This is a genomic window from Aquiflexum gelatinilyticum, assembly GCF_024813435.1.
GTDB classification, from domain to species: Bacteria; Bacteroidota; Bacteroidia; order Cytophagales; family Cyclobacteriaceae; genus Cognataquiflexum; species Cognataquiflexum gelatinilyticum.
Genome location: NZ_JANAEZ010000004.1, coordinates 381,054 through 400,222 on the forward strand (window position 1 = coordinate 381,054; position 19,169 = coordinate 400,222).

General features: G+C 40.2%; 21 protein-coding genes and 1 pseudogene. 11 read left to right on the top strand and 11 right to left on the bottom strand.

Annotated features, from left to right (window positions below):
• Positions 1 to 27: 27 nt before the first annotated feature.
• The 3 genes from NK987_RS12030 to NK987_RS12040 are packed head-to-tail and all read left to right on the top strand — an operon-like array spanning position 28 to position 1,260.
• A complete protein-coding gene (locus tag NK987_RS12030; protein WP_259264025.1) occupies positions 28 to 537 on the top strand; it encodes a RidA family protein in 510 nt (169 codons plus the stop codon).
• Positions 534 to 992: a hypothetical protein gene (locus NK987_RS12035; RefSeq protein ID WP_259264026.1), complete on the top strand. Its 459-nt coding sequence runs from the start codon at positions 534 to 536 to the stop codon at positions 990 to 992. Before NK987_RS12030 ends, NK987_RS12035 begins: the two co-directional genes overlap by 4 nt.
• The gene (locus tag NK987_RS12040) at positions 982 to 1,260 is read left to right on the top strand and encodes a hypothetical protein (RefSeq protein ID WP_259264027.1); all 279 of its coding nucleotides are present in this window, start codon (positions 982 to 984) and stop codon (positions 1,258 to 1,260) included. Before NK987_RS12035 ends, NK987_RS12040 begins: the two co-directional genes overlap by 11 nt.
• Before the next feature lie 5 nt (positions 1,261 to 1,265).
• Here the strand turns inward: NK987_RS12040 and NK987_RS12045 are convergent, their stop codons facing one another.
• The 10 genes from NK987_RS12045 to NK987_RS12090 all read right to left on the bottom strand — a co-directional run bounded on the left by NK987_RS12045 (position 1,266) and on the right by NK987_RS12090 (position 11,344).
• On the bottom strand, positions 1,266 to 1,946 hold the full coding sequence (locus NK987_RS12045) for a DUF2461 domain-containing protein (protein ID WP_258424186.1): 681 nt from the start codon (positions 1,944 to 1,946) through the stop codon (positions 1,266 to 1,268).
• A gap of 105 nt (positions 1,947 to 2,051) precedes the next feature.
• Complete coding sequence (locus NK987_RS12050) at positions 2,052 to 2,663, bottom strand: alpha/beta hydrolase (RefSeq protein WP_259264028.1); 612 nt, start codon at positions 2,661 to 2,663, stop codon at positions 2,052 to 2,054.
• Complete coding sequence (locus NK987_RS12055; RefSeq protein ID WP_259264029.1) at positions 2,656 to 3,606, bottom strand: ring-cleaving dioxygenase; 951 nt, start codon at positions 3,604 to 3,606, stop codon at positions 2,656 to 2,658. Before NK987_RS12055 ends, NK987_RS12050 begins: the two co-directional genes overlap by 8 nt.
• 86 nt (positions 3,607 to 3,692) lie before the next feature.
• Complete coding sequence (locus tag NK987_RS12060; RefSeq protein WP_259264030.1) at positions 3,693 to 4,220, bottom strand: YceI family protein; 528 nt, start codon at positions 4,218 to 4,220, stop codon at positions 3,693 to 3,695.
• Between the two features lie 94 nt (positions 4,221 to 4,314).
• Positions 4,315 to 4,764, bottom strand: coding sequence for a MarR family winged helix-turn-helix transcriptional regulator (locus NK987_RS12065; RefSeq protein ID WP_258424182.1), 450 nt, complete (start codon positions 4,762 to 4,764; stop codon positions 4,315 to 4,317).
• A 103-nt stretch (positions 4,765 to 4,867) separates the two neighbouring features.
• The gene (locus NK987_RS12070) at positions 4,868 to 5,668 is read right to left on the bottom strand and encodes an alpha/beta fold hydrolase (protein WP_259264053.1); all 801 of its coding nucleotides are present in this window, start codon (positions 5,666 to 5,668) and stop codon (positions 4,868 to 4,870) included.
• A gap of 146 nt (positions 5,669 to 5,814) precedes the next feature.
• Positions 5,815 to 7,407, bottom strand: coding sequence for an amidohydrolase family protein (locus NK987_RS12075; protein ID WP_259264031.1), 1,593 nt, complete (start codon positions 7,405 to 7,407; stop codon positions 5,815 to 5,817).
• Between the two features lie 106 nt (positions 7,408 to 7,513).
• Complete coding sequence (locus NK987_RS12080) at positions 7,514 to 7,963, bottom strand: hypothetical protein (RefSeq protein WP_259264032.1); 450 nt, start codon at positions 7,961 to 7,963, stop codon at positions 7,514 to 7,516.
• Positions 7,964 to 8,154: 191 nt separating this feature from the next.
• Positions 8,155 to 10,674, bottom strand: a complete 2,520-nt coding sequence (locus NK987_RS12085) for an ABC transporter permease (RefSeq protein WP_259264033.1) — start codon at positions 10,672 to 10,674, stop codon at positions 8,155 to 8,157.
• Entirely contained in the window at positions 10,667 to 11,344 is a 678-nt protein-coding gene (locus tag NK987_RS12090) for an ABC transporter ATP-binding protein (RefSeq protein WP_259264034.1), read from the bottom strand. The genes NK987_RS12085 and NK987_RS12090 overlap by 8 nt, the downstream gene beginning before the upstream one ends.
• A gap of 139 nt (positions 11,345 to 11,483) precedes the next feature.
• Between NK987_RS12090 and NK987_RS12095 the strand changes: the two genes are divergently transcribed.
• From NK987_RS12095 to NK987_RS12100, 3 genes and pseudogenes are all read left to right on the top strand, one after another.
• On the top strand, positions 11,484 to 11,711 hold the full coding sequence (locus NK987_RS12095; RefSeq protein WP_259264035.1) for a DUF433 domain-containing protein: 228 nt from the start codon (positions 11,484 to 11,486) through the stop codon (positions 11,709 to 11,711).
• Positions 11,712 to 11,851: 140 nt separating this feature from the next.
• A pseudogene (locus NK987_RS21475) lies at positions 11,852 to 12,073 on the top strand (DUF5615 family PIN-like protein); the annotation flags it as partial.
• Positions 12,074 to 12,083: 10 nt separating this feature from the next.
• A complete protein-coding gene (locus tag NK987_RS12100; protein WP_259264036.1) occupies positions 12,084 to 12,752 on the top strand; it encodes an arylesterase in 669 nt (222 codons plus the stop codon).
• A 91-nt stretch (positions 12,753 to 12,843) separates the two neighbouring features.
• On the opposite strand, the gene NK987_RS12105 is transcribed toward NK987_RS12100, so the two are convergent.
• Entirely contained in the window at positions 12,844 to 13,200 is a 357-nt protein-coding gene (locus NK987_RS12105; RefSeq protein ID WP_259264037.1) for a YraN family protein, read from the bottom strand.
• Between the two features lie 81 nt (positions 13,201 to 13,281).
• Between NK987_RS12105 and lipB the strand changes: the two genes are divergently transcribed.
• The 5 genes from lipB (at position 13,282) to NK987_RS12130 (ending at position 19,164) form a co-directional block, all read left to right on the top strand.
• Positions 13,282 to 13,998: a lipoyl(octanoyl) transferase LipB gene (lipB, locus tag NK987_RS12110; RefSeq protein ID WP_259264038.1), complete on the top strand. Its 717-nt coding sequence runs from the start codon at positions 13,282 to 13,284 to the stop codon at positions 13,996 to 13,998.
• 157 nt (positions 13,999 to 14,155) lie between these two features.
• Complete coding sequence (locus NK987_RS12115) at positions 14,156 to 14,557, top strand: hypothetical protein (protein WP_258424172.1); 402 nt, start codon at positions 14,156 to 14,158, stop codon at positions 14,555 to 14,557.
• A 151-nt stretch (positions 14,558 to 14,708) separates the two neighbouring features.
• Positions 14,709 to 15,443: a 3'-5' exonuclease gene (locus NK987_RS12120; protein ID WP_259264039.1), complete on the top strand. Its 735-nt coding sequence runs from the start codon at positions 14,709 to 14,711 to the stop codon at positions 15,441 to 15,443.
• 570 nt (positions 15,444 to 16,013) lie between these two features.
• Positions 16,014 to 18,203 (top strand): ribonuclease R, encoded by a 2,190-nt coding sequence (gene rnr, locus NK987_RS12125; RefSeq protein ID WP_259264040.1) that lies wholly within the window; start codon positions 16,014 to 16,016, stop codon positions 18,201 to 18,203.
• Positions 18,178 to 19,164, top strand: a complete 987-nt coding sequence (locus NK987_RS12130; RefSeq protein ID WP_259264041.1) for a polyprenyl synthetase family protein — start codon at positions 18,178 to 18,180, stop codon at positions 19,162 to 19,164. Before rnr ends, NK987_RS12130 begins: the two co-directional genes overlap by 26 nt.
• The last annotated feature ends 5 nt before the right edge of the window (positions 19,165 to 19,169 follow it).

Genomic DNA, 19,169 nt, shown 5'->3' on the forward strand with positions numbered 1-19,169 from the left:
CTTTTTAATTCCAGAAAACCAAAAATTATGATAAGATTACTGCTCCTATTTTCATTATTTGCTTTTTTTGGATCTTGTGTTGTTTCTACTGAGGAAAAAAAGGTTGCCGAAGAAAAAGAAGAATACATCGTCCGATACGACAGACCTGATGCGGCAATTCTCCGTGGGGTGTACATTCCAAAAAACAAAGAATATTTCTACACTTCGGGTTTGGTTGCTCCTGTCAAAGACGAGAATGCGATTCCGGGCACATATGGTCGGTATGGCAACACTTATGACCAAAGTATCGGAATATTGGAAAGAATTAAAGAAACCATTGGGGAAGGAGGATTTACTTTGGAAGATGTGGTTTTCCTTAGGGTTTATTTAGCGCCTGACAAAGATGGAAAAGTAGATTGGGACGCTTGGTTCAAAGCATATGGAGAGTTTTTTAACAATGAAGAAAACCCAAACAAGGTTGCGCGATCTACAATCGCAGTCCATTCACTTGCCAATCCAGAGTTATTGATTGAAATAGAAGCTGTAGCAGCAAAATGAGAAGAAAAAATCTGATTTATATATTTCTGATTTCTCTGTTAGTCAGTTCCTGCGCCTGCGACGGAGAGACAATAGTTAAAGGTATGATGTGGGGATTTAGCCAAATCGCAGGAGAAGGCTACATTCCTTCAGCAGAAATTATTGCTTTGGGGGAATTTGAAAGTGTAGAAGTCAATGTATCCCAAGAATACACGGATGGCGAAAACCAAGGAACAATCGAACTCAGGCTATTTAATGGAAAGAGTCCTGAAATGAGAATGAGTGAAGAAAATGTTGCCAGAAAATGTGCTGAATTGTATTCCCAAGGATATTCAAAAATTGAGGATTACAAGACCATCAAAATCTCTTTTATACAAACTGATCCTTTCAATGCTGAAAATTATGCCATCAGCGAATATACATTTGAAGTAAAAGATTTGTTAACCTCTCAAAACTCCCAAGAAAATGGAATTTGACTACAATGCGGAATTCCAGCATCCGCCTGTAAAAACAAGCGATTGGTTTTTGACAATACTGATAGCAAATATTCCCGTCATTGGTTTTATCATGCTCATTGTATGGGCAGTCGACAAAACCGGAAACACCAACAAAGCCAATTGGGCCAAAGCCAAATTGATTTGGTATGCCATCGGATTCGGATTGTTGGTTCTGTTTTTATTGATGATTGGATTTGGAACGGTCTCAGGAGTATTTGATGAAATCGACTGGAACGATTTCCAATAAATCCATCACATCAACCCGTCTCCGCTATCCGATTCATCTATTGCGCGAGAAAGAAAATCATGGAATGGCTTCATCAATTTGAAGCCTTCCACTGCTTTTTTCTTAAAACTTCCTGATGAAATTTCCACATCGGAAATCGGATTGGATACTATAAAACTCTTATGCTTGAGCAATTCAATGTAAGGGTGATCCATTTCATAACCCTTTGGCATATTTTTGAGTTTGTCTCCTTCCAATCCTGAAAAAGTCTTTTTGAACTTCGGTTCATTCAAAATGGCATCCAATTCCTTGCCTGAATAGTCAATCTCCTGTCTTATTTTTTTCAGGCTTTCGGATTCCGGCATCCATATTCCCCCTGCCAAAAAGCTATTGCCAGGCTGTACATGAACATAGTATCCCGGGCCTAGGGATTTCTTTCCCCCAACAGAGAAATATGCAGCAAAATTGGTTTTGTAGGGGTCTTTGTTTGCTGAAAATCGAACATCCCTGTTTTGTCTAAAAACACAGTCTTTTGCTTTGAAAGAAGATAAGGCCGGTTCCCAAACAGAAACTTCAGCGAGCATTTCGCCCACATCATTCAAAAATTCCTCTTTGACAGCAAGGTACCACGCTTTGTTCTCATCCATCCATGATTTATGGTTGTTTTGAGAAAGTGCCTCTAGAAATTTCAAGTATTGATTTGCCATATTCAAATTTAGCTAATAACAAGGAAGCTAGGCATAAGTTTTCCAAAAAATCAGTTAGCCAAAAAGCCTGAAAGGTAAAGTCAGGCTTTTTGGTTTAGTTTTCAATTACTTCAACATATTCTTATTAACCCAATCAATCTCCTCTTGACGGATGGTATGCTGCGTATCGGCAAAAAACAAGGTTTTTACTTCTGCGCCAAGATTTTTTATCAATTCCGCTGAAGCTTCAATCCTGCTTAATGGAACATGCATATCCTTGAGACTTGATCCGATAAAAACAGGAGTTCCGAGAAAATCACCTTTGTACTTAGCGGGATTTAATTTTTCCCCAATCAATCCTCCGGTAAATGCTATCACCCCGCCGTACTTTTTGGCGTTTTGAGAAGCATATTCCAAAGAAAGACATGCTCCCTGAGAAAATCCGATAAAATAGATTTGATCCGATCGGAGTCCTTTTTCAAAGAGATCTTGAACAACCTTGTTGATTATCTCAATAGAATTTGAAAATGCAGGTTCATTATTTGAATCCGGTGCGATAAATGAATAAGGATACCAAGTCCCTCCAGGTGCCTGAGGAGCCAATAAGGCAAATTCATCCAGATTCAAATATTGCTTCAAACCTAAGATACTTGAAGTATTTGCTCCTCTGCCATGAATCATGATCGCAACTTTGGAGGATTCATCCAAAGGTTTACCTGATCTTATTATCTCAGCCATATTGCTCAGGTTTCAGTTCAACTTTAGCCAATCTAGATTCTAGCCTTGACCTTTGTGGCTCAATCCACTCCGGCAATTTCAACAATTCCCCCAAATGTGCTTCATCTTCATCAATTGCAAATCCCGGTTCATCGGTTGCGATTTCGAACAACACTCCTCCCGGCTCGCGGAAATAGATGGATTTGAAATAATTTCGATCCTTCACTTCTGTCACATGGTAGCCATTTCGCAATAAGATTTCCTGTATCTCCAATTGGCTGTCAACGTTTGCAGTTCTAAATGCGATGTGGTGAACAGTTCCCGCACTTTGCACTCCCTGTCTCCCATTTGGATCAATGACGATGTCTACGATATCACCCGGTTCTCCCTTTGTTCCATATCGGAATCGACCGCTTTCATCCCCAATAAAACGATAATCCATAAATTGAGTGAGCAAATTCGCTGTCAGTTCTTTTGCTTTCAGATTTAATGTTGCACCGTAAAATCCTCTTATGGAATATTTCAATGGGATATTTCCATAAGTCCAACCCTTTCGATCGTCATTGTCATTGGCGATCAATTCGATCCCCATGCCGTCATGGTCTTTAAACCTGATCAATTTGTCACCAAATCTTGTCAAAGGGGTGGAAATTGGAATGTTGAATTTTGCGAGTCTATCCATCCAAAAACCCAATGCATCCACAGAAATTGAAAATGCCGTATAGGTCAATTCTCCGGTTCCTTTGGTTCCTTTTCTAGCTCCCTCAAACGGGAAAGTCGTGAACACAGTCCCGGGCGCACCCAATTCATCCCCAAAATAGAAATGATAGACATCAGGCGCATCAAAATTGATGGTCTTTTTCACCAACCTCAAACCCAAAATTCCTGTATAAAAATCCAGGTTTTTTTGTGGATTGCCTGCAATTGCGGTGATATGGTGGATTCCGGAAATTAAAGGGGACATGGCGTAAGGGTTTTTAGGTTATATTTTTTTGTTATTTGGTTAATGGTTATTGGCAATAAACCAATAACCATTAACCATTTACTAAATTACTGCTTAACTATCTGAATGTTTGCCAGAATTCTGACTTGATCACTTACTACTACACTTCCTGCTTCGGTTACGGCATTCCAAGTCAAACCGAATTCTTTCCTGCTGATTTTTCCTTCCAATTCAAATCCGGCTTTGGTCTGCCCGTAAGGGTCCTGTACAATTCCTCCAAAATCTGCGGAAAGTTCAACATCCTTGGTTGTCTCTTTTATTGTCAATTCACCTTTCAGCTTGTCGCCTTCCAAAATTCCTGTGAAAGTCATTTTCGGATATTTTTCAGCATCGAAGAAATCAGCAGATTTCAAGTGATTGTCCCGGTCTGATTGGTTGGTATCAATACTTGCGATGTGGGCTGCGAAAGAAATCTCTGCTCCTTGAAAATCATCTGAATCGCTTTCTGCTCCGCCTTCAAATGACTTGAAATTACCAGTCACGGTAGAAATCACCAAGTGCTTAACTTTGAACGATACTTCTGAATGTGTGGGGTCAATTGCCCATTTGGTTGCTGTTACTGTTGTAGTACTCATAGTTTTGTTTGTTTTATTTTTTGTTAGGTAAATATATTTTTTGAATGAAATTCATATACATTAAATGTCTATACATGTTTTAAATGAAATTTTTTTATCCCCTGAGTTTATCAAGCAAGAAATTCAACTGATCAACTTCTGATGCATCCAATTTGATCAGATTTTGATTTTGATTAAGGATTTCTTGTTGTAGTTGATTCAATAAATCCAAGCCTTTGTCAGTAATGATAATATCCACTTGTCTTCTGTCTGCGGGACATTCATTCCTAATCACCAATCCTTTTTGTTTAAGTTTCTCTACTAACCGTGAAGCATTGGACATTTTGTTGAGCATACGGTCTTGAATGGATGATACTGTAATGGGATTCCCATTCTGTCCTCTTAGAATTCTAAGGACATTGTATTGCTCAGGGGATAGTCCAAATGGTTTAAGAAAACTATTCTGTTTAGTGACGATGTAGCTATGTGTAAATAGGAGGTTGACAGTCGCTTTGTTATAAGCATCCTTAAACTCCTTTTGCTGAATCTCGTCTTCTAACCTCATTTGTATAAAATGTCTTTGTATTAAATGTATATACATACAAATATAATAAAAGGTTTCATACAACCTCAATTTTTTTAAAAATATTTTCCTTGGCTAAATAAAATCAAAACTGTTTCATCCAGTCTCCAATAAGCCTGTTGATTTCTTGGGGTTTTTCAATGCAGCTACTATGACCTGCTCCCGGCACCATGTGCAAGACCGAATTAGGGATTGACATTTGGATAAATTTCGCTTTTTCCGGTTTGGTGGCTACGTCTTCGTCCCCTACCACGATCATTGTAGGACTTTTGATTTGCCGGATTTCTTCCTCTATCCCTTTTCTGTAGATTACTGCCTCTACGGATTTGGTGATGGTTTTTTTGTTGGACTGAAGCTCTTTGATCCACTTTTTGTAAGAATCCGCATTTTTCGGATTTTCAAGCCAGCTCTGTGCAAACATAATCTTCATCACTGTTCCGGCAACAGTTGGAATAATCCCAAACCATTTGACGATTCCAGTCAATAATTTATACTTAGGCAAATTTTCTACAGGCTCTGGACTAGCTGAGGTTTCCAATAGAATCAAACTTTTAACATATTCAGGAAACCTGGCAGCAAGGCGCATCCCAACAAACCCTCCCATGGAAAGCCCTACAAAATGTACCGGTTTCCCAACCATCTTGTCAATCAATTCCATGGCATCCAAGGCAAGCATATCCATGTCATACGGTCCTGAAGATACTTCAGATTGACCTTGTCCTCGATGGTCGTAGGCGATGACTGTATAATCCTTTTTCAAAAAATCAATCTGACTTTGAAACATCTTATGACTCCAAAGCAAACCATGGGAGAAAACAATTACTTCCTCTCCTTGACCCTCTTGGATATAAAATAGCTTGGCAGAATTAAGTTGAATGTGTGGCATATTTCTATTGTACGAAGTATTGTGTCCAAAGTACCATGTATTAGACAAAAGATTTGGTTTTCCTTATTATCAATTTGCTGACTCTTTCTATTATCTATACTTTTTAACGAGTCCTGGGTCTTGGTACTTTGTACTTGATACTTTTTTCACCAATCCAATCCCGGCTGCTTTAATTTCCTGGACTCTTCCCTGTGTTTATGTTGTTGTACTAAATTACGGACGTCAAGAAGCAGTTGTTTGGCATCATATACTATTCCATCCTTCACGGTATACTTTACCCCGCCAACTCTGATAGGCTCATTGTTTTCATCTATCCGGATGGCACCAGTCCCATACAATACCTTGAGGTTTTGAAGTGGATTTTCTTCCAAAATCACAAAGTCTGCCAACTTCCCGACTTCCACAGTTCCTATTTCATTTTCCATTCCCAAAGCCTCGGCAGCGTACATTGTGGAAGACCTAATGACTTCCAAAGGATGAAATCCAGCTTCCCTCAGCAATTCCATTTCTCTGATATAGGCAAATCCATACAATTGATAAATAAAACCAGAATCAGAACCTGTGGTTACCCTTCCTCCACGGTTTTTATATTCATTGACAAAAGTCATCCAAAGGTGGTAATTTTCTTTCCATTGGATCTCCTCTTCTGTAGTCCAATCAAACCAATAGGATCCGTGGGACTCGCGGCTCGGCTTATAAAATCGCCATAAGGAAGGAAGCGTATATTCCTCATGCCACTCTGCCCTTCTCGCCCGCATCAGGTCCCGGTTTGCTTCATAGATATTGAAAGTGGGATCCAAAGTAAAATCCAGGTCCAACAGCTCCTGCATCACTTTGTTCCAATGCTCTGAATACGGCGGTGCAGCCTGTTTCCAAAGCTTTCCTGCTTCCGCAAATCTGTGCTGTTCATTCTGATAATTATAATCCAGCCTGTAATCCTGAATGGTCCTGTCAGCAAAAAGTGCTTCAGGAAGTCCATACCAATGCTCCATGGTAGTCAGTCCTGCCCTTGCAGAATGGAGAACATTCCATCTCGCCACGTCCATCTGCGCATGATGCATCGATGACCTCAAGCCGATTCTTTTGTTTTCTTCCAATGCTGCCTGCATCACTTCCGGTTTTGCACCAAAGAATTTGATACCGTCCGCTCCTTTTTTGGCGTTTTCGTTTACCCATACTTTTGCCTCTGCGGCGTTGGTAATGGGTTTTTCAGAACCTTGCCCAAAACTCGTGTAAGCCAACAGCCTCGGTGCGGTGATGGTGTTGGCTGCGGATTTTTTCTTATGGTCAAGCACCCAACCCAATCCATTACTTGCAGAGGGGTCTTTTACAGTAGTGATGCCATGCGACATCCAAAGTTTGAAAACATATTCAGCGGGAGTGCCCTGTCCTGAACCTCCTATATGCCCGTGCATATCGATAAATCCCGGCAAAAGGTAATGTCCTGCAAGTTCCATCACTTTGTCATTTGGCCCGGCCTTTGGCCTTTTATCTTCCTTGATGGGAATACCGGGATAACCTACGACTGTTATTTCAGTGATCCTGTTCTTTTGTACCACTATATCGACAGGACCGATTGGCGGTGAGCCTGTCCCATCGATCAATGTTACTCCCCGAAGGATCAACTTGTCATATGGGCCTTCCCCTTCTTTTCTGTTAGGAGAAGGCATGATCTGGGAAAAAATCTCTGAGGCAAATAAAAAGAAGCTGAAAGCAAATAGAATCAATGTTTTTTTCATGGCTGGTGGATTTGACAGGATCAAAATAATCTTTTTCCACCCAATAAAAAAACCGACCATCCCAATGAAGAGGATAGTCGGTTCTGTCAAATAGGAGGTCTATGTTTTATTCTTTTTCCTTCCTGAAAGTGTAGCGCAGACCGATATTTCCTCTAAACCCAACCATTCCAATATCAAAATTCACATTGGGTGTAGCTTCAATTAGAATTGAAAAATTCTTATGTTCTTGTATGGGTTTAAAAGTCAACCCTAAAGGCAATCCAACTCTTGCTCCTCCATTTTCAAATACGCCTAACATAACGCCTGCATGTAAATTAACCCAATCTGACCTCTTAAAATTTCTATGAAACATTCCTTCAACTCCAAGAGGAGTATCAAGTAGGTCCGTTGCGAGGAACCTTAATTCACCAAAATACTTTTTCTCATTATCTGTTCCAACTCCGATTTGACTAAATAGGCCACTATTGTACACTCCAACATGGACTTGGGCATGAGCCTGAATTGAAATAAAAAGGCCAAAAATTAAAATAATGGCAAAGGATCTGATTTTATTCATGTTTTTTATTGGTTTGATTTATATAAGACAAAAATAGTTTTTAATTCCAATCTACCAAAAAGAAAGTTGATCATCCCAACGTGGACAAAAAAAGGCCTTTGAGAATTTTATTCCCAAAGGCCAAATTTGTCTTCCGTCCCGATAAATAAAGAATATTCTGTTATTGGCAAGATTGCTGATAACTCCCGAAACTATCCCCTCAAAATCTCCATAGGAGGCATCTTCACGATTTTGCGACCATTGAGCCAGCCTAACAAAATTGTCAATGCTGTAATGGCTAAATAGACTATCAACGCTTCAGTGTATGCACCTCTAAATGGTAATTCAAATACAAACTCACTTAGCAACCATGTTGCCAAAAAGGAGAGTAAAATTCCGCTCAATGAGGCTAATGACCCTAAAAAGAAATATTCCAAGGTATTGATCTTGCTGACCAAACCGCTGTCTGCACCTAGTGTCCGTAGCAAAATACTTTCCCGCATCCTTTGGTATTTGCTGATGATCAGTGAACTGATCAAAACCAAAATCCCGGTAATGATACTGAAGAACGCCATGAATTGGATCACAAAACTGATCTTGCCGAGAATCTCTTCCAAAGTCTCTACTATCGCCCCCAAGTTGATCACGGAAATATTTGGAAACTCTCTCACAATCTCCGATTGCACATCCGCGGCCTGTCGGTCATTTTTGGTCTTGGTGATTACCACATGGAATTTGGGTGCATTGTTCAGTACATTTTCAGGAAAAAGCACAAGAAAATTCGTCGAGACTTGATTGAACTTCACATCCCGGAAACTACCCACATAAGTCGTGATGGGCCTTCCCTGTACATTGAAGATAATTTCGTCGCCTAACTTGATCCCAGTCCTCATGGCATATCCTTGATCAAAGGAAACAAATATGGAATCTTCAGGATTGGTTACTTTCCTAAGTTCACCACTTAACAATCTTTCCGAACTGATCAAAGTGTCTCTGTAGGTCACCCTAAATTCTCTATTATACAATCCTCTGGAACGTTTTTCTTCCTCAGGCAAAGTGTCATTTCCTTTTTTGGTCAATCCATTGATAGATTCCAATCCCATGGTCACAATGGGAACCTGCTGCATGATCGGAAGATCCTTGCTTCGAATCTTATCCGCGACAGCCTCCACCTGATGGGTTTGGATATCAAAAAGCAGCATATTTGGCTGATCCTTTTTGTCTGCGAACTTTGCTTCATCCAACAATTGGTTTTGGACAAAAAACAAGGTACTGATCATGGCTGTACCCAAACCGATTGTCGCAATCAGGGAAATGGTTTGGTTGTTTGGTCGGTAAAGGTTTGCCAACGATTGTCTAATTGGATACTGCAGTGAGATCGGAAGGAACTTCCGGATCAGCCACATAATTCCAATTGCTACTGACCAAAGGATCAAAAAAGCAAAAACAACAAATCCCGTAAAGCCTAGAGCTGTTTGCCAACCATTGAGCAAGTAAAAGCTAAAGCCATAGACAAACAATAGTATTCCTACGACAACTGCCCATCTCAATGGGTCTTTGTTAATCTTGGTTTCTCCTTCTTCCGGCCTTAAAGTAGCCATCGGAGATACTTTTCTGATTTTCAACAAAGGCAACAAGGCAAATAAAATAGATACCAACAATCCCGTGATTACACCAAAGCCAATACTTTTCCAAGAAATTGCAATGGTAACATCCACCGGAAGGAAGTCCGCAAAAACAGCCGGTAAAATAAACTGCAAAATGCTCCCTAAAAGTGATCCAAACAACGCCCCTGCCAAACCCATAATCACGATCTGAACCAGATAAATTTTCATCGCAGTCCAAGCGGATACGCCCAGACATCTCAGCACTGCCACTGAAGCCAATTTCTCTTTTACAAAAACATTGACTGCACTCGCCACTCCCACACATCCGAGAAGAAGAGCGATAAAAGCAACCAAACTCAGGAAATTGGATAGGTTTTCAAATGAACGGCCTGTCTGTCTTTTCCGGTCTTCAACAGTATCTGCATCCACTTTCTCTTCTTCCCATTGCTCCTCATATTTCTTCACCAAGTCATCAGGATTGGTCAAATCATCCAATTGATAATACCTTACATATTCAAGCCTACTGCCGTATTGGATCAGTCCGGTAGCCTCCACATATTCCATCGGAATATAAACCGCAGGAGCGACAGTGGCTGTAATCCCGGTTTGTCCCGGAACTTTCTGCAATTCGCCTTCTATATAAAAAGAAACGTTACCCACTTTGATGCTGTCCCCAATTTCAGCATTGAATTGTGCCATGAGGAGTTTTTCTACCAAAGCCCTTTTTCCACCCTTTCTAAACGAAGCTTCTGCTTCGGCAGGGATGGTTTCTAATTTTCCATAGAAAGGAAAATCTCCTTCCAGTGCCCTAACCTGCGTTAGACGGCTTGCACCTGTGGAAGGAAATGCGACCATACTTGCAAAGTTGATTTCCTCAGCGGTCGCAATTGCCAAAGAATCGGTAGGCTGCGGCCCAAGTGGTTTGTTATTTTCCAATACCAAATCAGCACCAACAAGCTCTTTGGATTGTTGGTCGATTCCTTTTTTGAGATTTTCACCAAAGGAACTGATGCCTACCAAGGCAGCAATCCCAACAACCATGGAAGAAACAAAAAGCAGTAGCCTTGAGAAATTTTTCCTAAAATCCCGGAAGGCCATTTTCAAAACCCAAGAAAAATCAGACATGGCTGCCCTCCTGGATTCTTCCGCCTTTGATGTTGATGATGCGGTTTGTTCTCTTCGCTAATTCCGGATCATGTGTCACTAAAATAAGTGTGGTGCCTTGTTCCTTATTCATATCAAAAATCAGGTCTTCGATCATCTCACCAGTTTCGGTATCTAGATTTCCTGTAGGTTCATCGGCAAAAAGTATTTTTGGTTCATTGGCAAAAGCCCTTGCTATAGACACACGCTGCTGTTCTCCACCCGAAAGCTGAGATGGATAATGGGTAACCCTATCTCCCAATCCAACTTTGGTCAGTAACTCTGTAGCTTTTGCTTTGGCGTCTTTTCTTTTTTTGAGTTCAAGGGGAACCATGACATTTTCCAAGGCGGTAAGGGTAGGCAGCAATTGGAAATTCTGAAAAATAAATCCGATGTTTTTACTCCTAACCTCTGCACGTTGGTCTTCAGACAGCTTTTCGAAGGCATTGCCTGCCAACACCACAGATCCCGTACTCGCAGAATCCAATCCTGCACACAACCCAAGCAATGTGGTCTTTCCGCTTCCCGAAGGCCCGACTATGGAGATGCTTTCCCCAGCTTGGATATCAAAATTAACCTGATCTAAGACAGTCAGTTTTCGTGTGCCGCTTTGGTAGGTTTTGGACACATCCTTTACACTTAATATGCTCATAAAAATCTTTGTGGATTGGTTTTGACAATAACACCATCAAACGTGCTAATGGTTTGAATCGTTGACTTTAAATATAAAAGGAAAGGTCGGGCTTTGAACAAAATTCGAAGAAAATAGTAAATTTGAAGAAAGGAGAAAAATGAAATATCAAAATCGCATCACCATTGAGCCGGAAATTTGCCATGGGAAGCCCTGCATTAGAGGGATGAGATGGCCAGTTGAAGTCTTATTGGATCTATCAGCGTCAGGCATGAGTATGGAAGAAATAATTTTGGATCATCCTGAGTTGGAAAAAGAAGATTTCTTAGCTGTGTATGAATTTGCAAAACTGGCCATCTCAGGAAATTCAATCAGAGAAGTTGCATGAAGTTTTTATGTGACGTACATATCTCATAAAAATTCATAAGATTCTTGAATTCGCTAGGATATGAAGCAACCCATGTCAACAACATTTTGGAAGGATTTTATTCAACCGATGCCTCGATTGCCCGATAGGCTGATGAATTTGGATTAATTGTTATTTCAAAAGACATAGATTTTAAGAATGACCTATTCATAAAAGGATCACCAAAAAAATTAATAAAAATTAGTTTAGGTAACATTCCAAATAAAGATTTCCAAGACATATTTCTTAAAGAAATAAAACAAATTGAATCGATAAGTCAATCTGAATCATTCATATTAGAAGCGAATCCAAAAGGATGGACTTATATTATTTTAAAAAGTTAACATGAATCAAATGAACCAAGCATTTATACATATTCTTTTCCTAATTATCATTCTTTTTTCATCTTGTAACACTAAAAACGAAAACACAGCTGAAACAGAATCAACCTCAAAACCTGAACCGGCCCCTTCAAAAAAACTTATTCTATTTTTTGGAAATAGTCTTACAGCTGGGTATGGAATCGAAGCCGAGGATGCATTTCCGGGTTTGACTGCGGCGAGGATTGACAGTCTTGGTTTGGATTATAGGGTCATCAATGCCGGTTTGAGTGGAGAAACAACAGCTAGCGGTTTGAGCCGTTTGGATTGGTTTTTGGAAGAAGAACCGACGATTTTTATCTTGGAATTGGGCGGAAATGATGGGTTACGGGGAATCACCCCATCAGAGACCAAGAAAAACCTGAAAGGGATTATTCAATTGGTCAAAAGTAAATACCCTGAGACTGTAATTATATTGGCAGGAATGCAGATTCCACCAAATATGGGTCAGGAATACACCAAAGAATTTTCAGAATTATTCCCGGAGGTAGCTGCTGAGGAAAATGTCGAATTGATCCCGTTTTTATTGGAAGGTGTAGCAGGGAACCCTGACCTCAACCTACCCGATGGAATCCATCCTACTGAGGAGGGGCATTTAATTGTATTTGAGACTATTTGGAAAAATATTGAGAGCTTACTCTAGAAAAATTGTTTGATTCTTATTCGGATTTGAAGGTTGTTTTAAAAAAAATATTACCTAATCGGAATTACATATTTCCCTGCCTTTTGATTTTCTAATAAAAGGCATCCTCAAATTGCCTGAAATTCAAATTTCCTTTTTGATCTCGATAAACGCCGACGATGTCAAACCGAATATCCTTGTGCCAATCGCGTTCATACACAAAATTATCAGCAGCTTTGATCAACAATTTCCTTTTGGTACCGTCAACAAATTCCTCGGCATAGCCAAAACCGGTACCACTTCGGAATTTGACTTCCACAAAAACCAAAATCCCTTTATGCTTAAAAATAAGGTCAATTTCAGCATGTCCACTCCGGTAATTGGCCTCCACAAATTCATATCCCCTACCAATCAACCAGTCTTTAGCCAAGTTCTCAGCTTCCTTTCCTTTATCATTGTGCTCCGCCATAAGATATTTGTTTATTTTTGGGTTATCAAAGAGAACCATCATTTTATGGTTGCTGTTCTCATTTGGATTTAAAGAAAAACTGTGAATCAAGTTATCAATAAAAAAGTTAAGTTCATCGATCTCGGCATCAAGGATTACAAAGAAACTTGGGATTTCCAGGAAGAGCTTTTTGCAAAGACCGTTTCACTTAAAATCCAAAACCGTCAAACTGGCCCGGAATCGCAAATTTCCACTGACAACTACTTGATTTTTGTCGAGCACCCACACGTCTATACTTTGGGAAAAAGCGGTGAATTGTCCAATCTCTTGTTGGATGAGAAGGGATTGAAAGATAAGGATGCTACTTTTTACAAAATCAACAGGGGAGGTGACATCACTTATCACGGTCCCGGACAGATGGTGGGATACCCCATTATTGATCTCGATAATTTCTTTACCGACATCCACAAATACCTGAGACTTCTCGAAGAAGCTGTCATTTTGACTTTGGCTGAATATGGGATCGAAGCAGGAAGAATCGAGGGATTGACCGGAGTTTGGCTGGATTACCTCGAACAGAAAAACCCAAGAAAAATCTGTGCACTTGGCGTAAAATCAAGCCGATGGGTAACTATGCATGGCTTCGCTTTTAACATCAATGCAGACATTGGCTATTTCAACAACATTGTACCTTGTGGCATAGCGGACAAAGCAGTCACTTCTATGCATCTAGAACTTGGACACAACTTAGACGAAACTGAAGTAAAGGAAAAAGTCAAAAATCATCTTGTTGAATTATTTGAGATGGAGTTGGATTAAAATTTTCGAAATACAGTAGAAATAGGTTGAAATACGGTAAATATAAAATTGAAATAAATCAGAAATAGGATTGAAATAAATTTGATATTAAGATTAGCATTCACAGTTGATTTAAATTGTCTTGTGTCTCATATCTTATGTCTCACATCTTGAAAAAATGAAAAAAGACATCGACTTTCACCCTGTCACGGGAGTCAAGCTTGCCATTGCCAAAGAAGAAACCAACGGCAATACCGAATGGTCGGTTTACATCATCAATCTCAACCTGATTGAATTGAATACTGTGATGATTACCTCAAAAGGCTATGGCCAAATCGGTGGAGAAGAAAAGAAAACCTCGGTTTTGAGACATATGATCCAAGAACTTGGATCAGAATCCATTGCCAAAATCGAACCGATTGACCCTACCCTTTTTGCTTTGACCAATGAATATTGGGTAAGTTATTATATCCTAAATCAGATTTTTGACAAAAAATTCATTTTCGCAGAAGGGAGTATGGATCCTTCCAATCTGAGCTTTATCCCTGAATTGGGATTGGAAGGTGTTCTCCATTCATAATGGCAGAATTGAATTTATATGATTTTTTGATTTTTAGTTGAATATTAACTAATATCCCAATATCTTAATGAGTAATTGGATCAATTCCGGAAATAGGATTGCCCAATGTTTATTTGGAAGATAGAAAGGAAACAATCTAAAAATCATTTATATGGGAAATTTTTTGAGTGAATTAGGGGATGTCCTTTTTTTGGATATCGAGACTGCTTCTTTGGAATCCGATTTTAAGGAATTACCACCGCGGCTACAGGAAGAATGGCTTAAAAAAGAAAAGCATATCATGCCCAAGGAGGAAGAAGGAGAACCGGGAAGTTTATTTTTCCAAAAAGCAGGAATTTTTGCTGAATTTGGTAAAGTCATCTGCGTGGGAGTCGGATACTTTCATTATTTGGAGGAAGAAAATAAATTGGAATTCCGGACCAAAAGCTATGGGGAAGAATTGGAATACGACACCCTGACTGCCTTTTGTGAATTACTCCAAAAGAAAAAATGGGTCCTGTGTGCCCACAACGGAAAGGAATTTGACTTCCCTTATCTCAGCCGAAGGATCTTGATAAATAGGATTCCCCTTCCTGAACCATTGCAGATCGCAGGCAAAAAACCTTGGGAAGTCCGTCACCTTGATACTTTGGAACTGTGGAAATTCGGGGATTATAAGCATTACACAAGGCTCGAATTGCTTGCTGCCATTTTTGACATCCCTACTTCCAAGGAGTCCATCGACGGTTCTCAGGTCAATGAAGCCTATTATATCCAAAAAGACCTGGAATCGATAAGAAAATATTGCCTGCGTGATGTGGTGGTGACAGCCCAGATATATTTGGCTTTTCAAGGACTGCCGCCTGATATCGAAATGGAAGTGATTAATAAGGACAATGAAAGATGATCCAAATCAGAAACTAAATAAAGCGAATAAGCCCAAATTGACTCTTTTCGAATATAGAAAAACTAATAGACCACATGTAAATTCAAAATTAAACGTATGTAATTTCAAAATTTATGTCGTGTTATTTCAAAGTTTATGTCATGTAATTTCAAAATTATATCCGTGTAATTTCAAAATTGAACCTGTATAATGTCGAGCTCAACAAGTTCGAAGAAATCTCACAAATCAAAAACCTGAAAAAATTCTTGGTATATGGCGGCAAGGAGTCACAAATACGCAGCAGCGGTAAGTTGCTTTCTTGGAAGGATTTTGGTTAATAAAACCAAATTGGAACCAATTCTGCTTTAAGTTTTTTATTAACTTTAGAAAAAGTAACAACACCTTTTGAGAAAATCCATTTTTGATACGGTTACAATTATTCATTTTTTTGAGGATGAAGAAAAAACATCTCGAATTTTAAGTAATATATCCCTTAATCCGGAATTGACTTTCTCGGAATTTAAAAAAAACAACACAGCCCATTTCGCACAGATTCAGGGCTTATCATTACACAATTGGAAATAAACTTTCATGGGAAGAAAATCAAATAATCAGGGCCAAAAGGGCAAAAAAAGCGGAAAGGTGATAGATGCCGCCCAACTGGCCAAAAAAGTACTCAATTTTTTGGATAACAATTACGGCAAAGAATTCAATGCCAAACAGATTATCAAGAAACTTGAAATCCGCGACTCTATCGCCAAAGGCGGTGTAGAACCGATGTTACATAAACTTGCCGCAGCAGGCAACATATCCAAATCACCGAGAAATTATTTTGCCTCGGTCAAAGAACCTGAGTTCATCGAAGGAGAAGTGGATTTTGTCAATCCGCGGTTTGCATTCATCAAACCTGACGCAAAACATGGATTGGAGGAAGATGTTCTCATTAAAGAAGCCGATCTAAAACATGCTTTGGATGGTGACCGTGTCAGAATCATGGTATACCCCGTCAAAGGAAGTACCGGAAGGCTGGAGGGAAAAGTATTGGAAATCGTAAGCCGAAGCAGGGATGAGTTTGTCGGTAGGGTAGAAATATCCCCGAGATTCGCCTTTGTCGTGCCTGATTTCAAGAAGATGCATTATGACATTTTTGTCCACAGAGGTGACCTTGGCGGTGCCGAACACAACCAAAAGGTAGTTGTCAAACTCTCCGACTGGCGCGAAGACGACAAAAATCCGACAGGGAAAGTCACCCGTGTTCTCGGCAAAGCCGGAGAACATGAAGTTGAGATCCATTCCATCATGGCTGAGTTTGGCTTGCCCTTCGAATACCCACAAGAGGTCGAAGATGAAGCAAACCTGATCCCCGAGGAAATTTCACCTGAAGAAATCAAAAACCGCCGCGATATGCGGGACATTCCCACATTTACCATCGATCCGGCTGATGCCAAGGATTTTGATGATGCGATATCCTACAGGGTATTGGAAAACGGAAACCTTGAAATAGGTGTCCATATCGCTGACGTGACCCACTATGTCAAGCCAAAAACCAAATTGGAAAAAGAGGCCTACGAAAGGGCTACTTCGGTTTATTTGGTGGATAGAACCATCCCGATGCTTCCAGAAAGACTCAGCAATGGACTTTGCTCGCTGAGACCAAATGAGGACAAATTGACTTTTTCCTGCGTTTTTGAAATGGATGAAAATGCCGATGTACTCAATAAATGGATCGGCAGGACCGTAACACATTCCGACAGGCGATTTGCCTATGAAGAAGGACAGGAAAATATCGACAAGCAGGAAGGTGATTTCTATCAGGAACTCACACTTTTAAATGACCTTGCAAAGAAGCTGCGAAAAAGAAGATTTGATAAAGGAGCGGTCAATTTTGAAACTGTGGAAGTCAAATTCAAACTAGATGAAAAAGGAAAGCCACTTGGTCTCTTTGTCAAAGAGCGAAAGGACATTCACAAGCTCATTGAGGAATTTATGCTATTGGCAAACAGGACCGTTGCAGAATTTGTCTTCAACAAAAACAAAGGCAAGGATACATTTGTATATAGGATTCACGACCATCCGGATGCGGAGAGGTTGGAGACCTTTGCCAATTTTGCCAAGAAATTTGGCCATGAAATGAAAATAGGGGAAGGGACAAGGATTTCGATGGCCTTGAATAAACTCATGGAGGAGATTCTCGGGAAACCTGAACAAAATGTCCTTGAGCAACTTGCAATCCGAAGCATGGCTAAGGCAAAATATACAACAGAAGCAAAAGGCCACTTTGGTTTGGCATTCCAACATTATACCCACTTCACCTCGCCTATCCGAAGGTATCCGGATATGATGGTGCACCGATTGTTGCAGCATTATCTTGATGGCGGCAAGTCGCCTGAGGCAGAAACTTGGGAAGACAAGTGTCTCCATTCTTCCGAAAGGGAAAAAAGGGCTGCTGATTCAGAGAGAGCTTCCATCAAATACAAACAAGTGGAATTCATGTCCCTTGCTGAGGAAAAGGATTATGACGGTATCGTTACCGGAGTGACAGAGTGGGGAGTTTTTGTGGAAATCACCGAAACCAAGTGTGAAGGAATGATCAGGGTTCAGGATATGAAGGACGATTATTACCAATTTGATGAAAAAAATATGCGTCTCATTGGGACAAGAAATAAAAAAATGATCACTTTGGGTGAAAAAGTAATGGTACGTGTAGTAGCCACGGACATTGATAGAAGAACTATAGACCTGGAATTTGCAGATAATGAACCAAGAAATAAGCGTAGATAAAATCTTACAGGATTTAGAAAAACATATCCAAAGACATTCTTACGGACAATCACCCCAAGAACTTTACGAGCCGATTTCATACATCATGAGCCTGGGCGGAAAAAGAATCCGCCCTTTGCTTACCCTGATGGCTTATTCGCTGTATAAGTCTGACTACCAAAACATCATGAATCCCGCGTCGGCAGTGGAGGTCTTTCACAACTTTACCCTGATGCATGACGACATCATGGATGATGCCCCGCTACGAAGGGGAAAAGCTACTGTCCATGAAAAATGGAATGCCAATACGGCGATTCTTTCCGGGGATGTGATGCTGGTCAAAGCTTATGACATGCTCCTGGACATTGAACCCGGTAAATTCTGGGAATCCATCCGCCTGTTTAATCAAACAGCTGCCGAAGTTTGCGAAGGGCAGCAGCATGACATGAATTTTGAATCCCAAAATTCTGTCACGGAGGAAGCCTATATCGACATGATCAGGCAAAAAACAGCTGTTTTGCTCGGATTTTCACTTCAGTTTGGGGCGATTTTGGCCGATGCTTCGATCGAAGATGCACAAAAACTCTATGATTTTGGAGTCAATATCGGTATAGGTTTTCAACTCAAAGATGACTTGCTCGATGTCTATGCCGACAAAGACAAATTCGGCAAGCAGGTCGGTGGCGATATCATTTCGAACAAAAAGACTTTCCTGCTTATCAAAGCCAACGAATTGGCTGAAGGAGTTGCTAAAATGAAATTGGAGTACTGGCTGGAGGCTAAGACTTTTAACAAAGAAGAAAAGGTTGCTGCTGTTACGGCCATTTATGATTCTCTGGGGATTAAAAGCCTGACCGAAGCAAAAATGAAAGCATACTTCGGCAAAGGATTTGAGCAATATGCTGCTCTTGAAGTTCCCAACAAGAAAATCTATATATCCCTTCTTCAACTCACCCAAGACCTGGTGCACCGGGAAAAATAATCAAA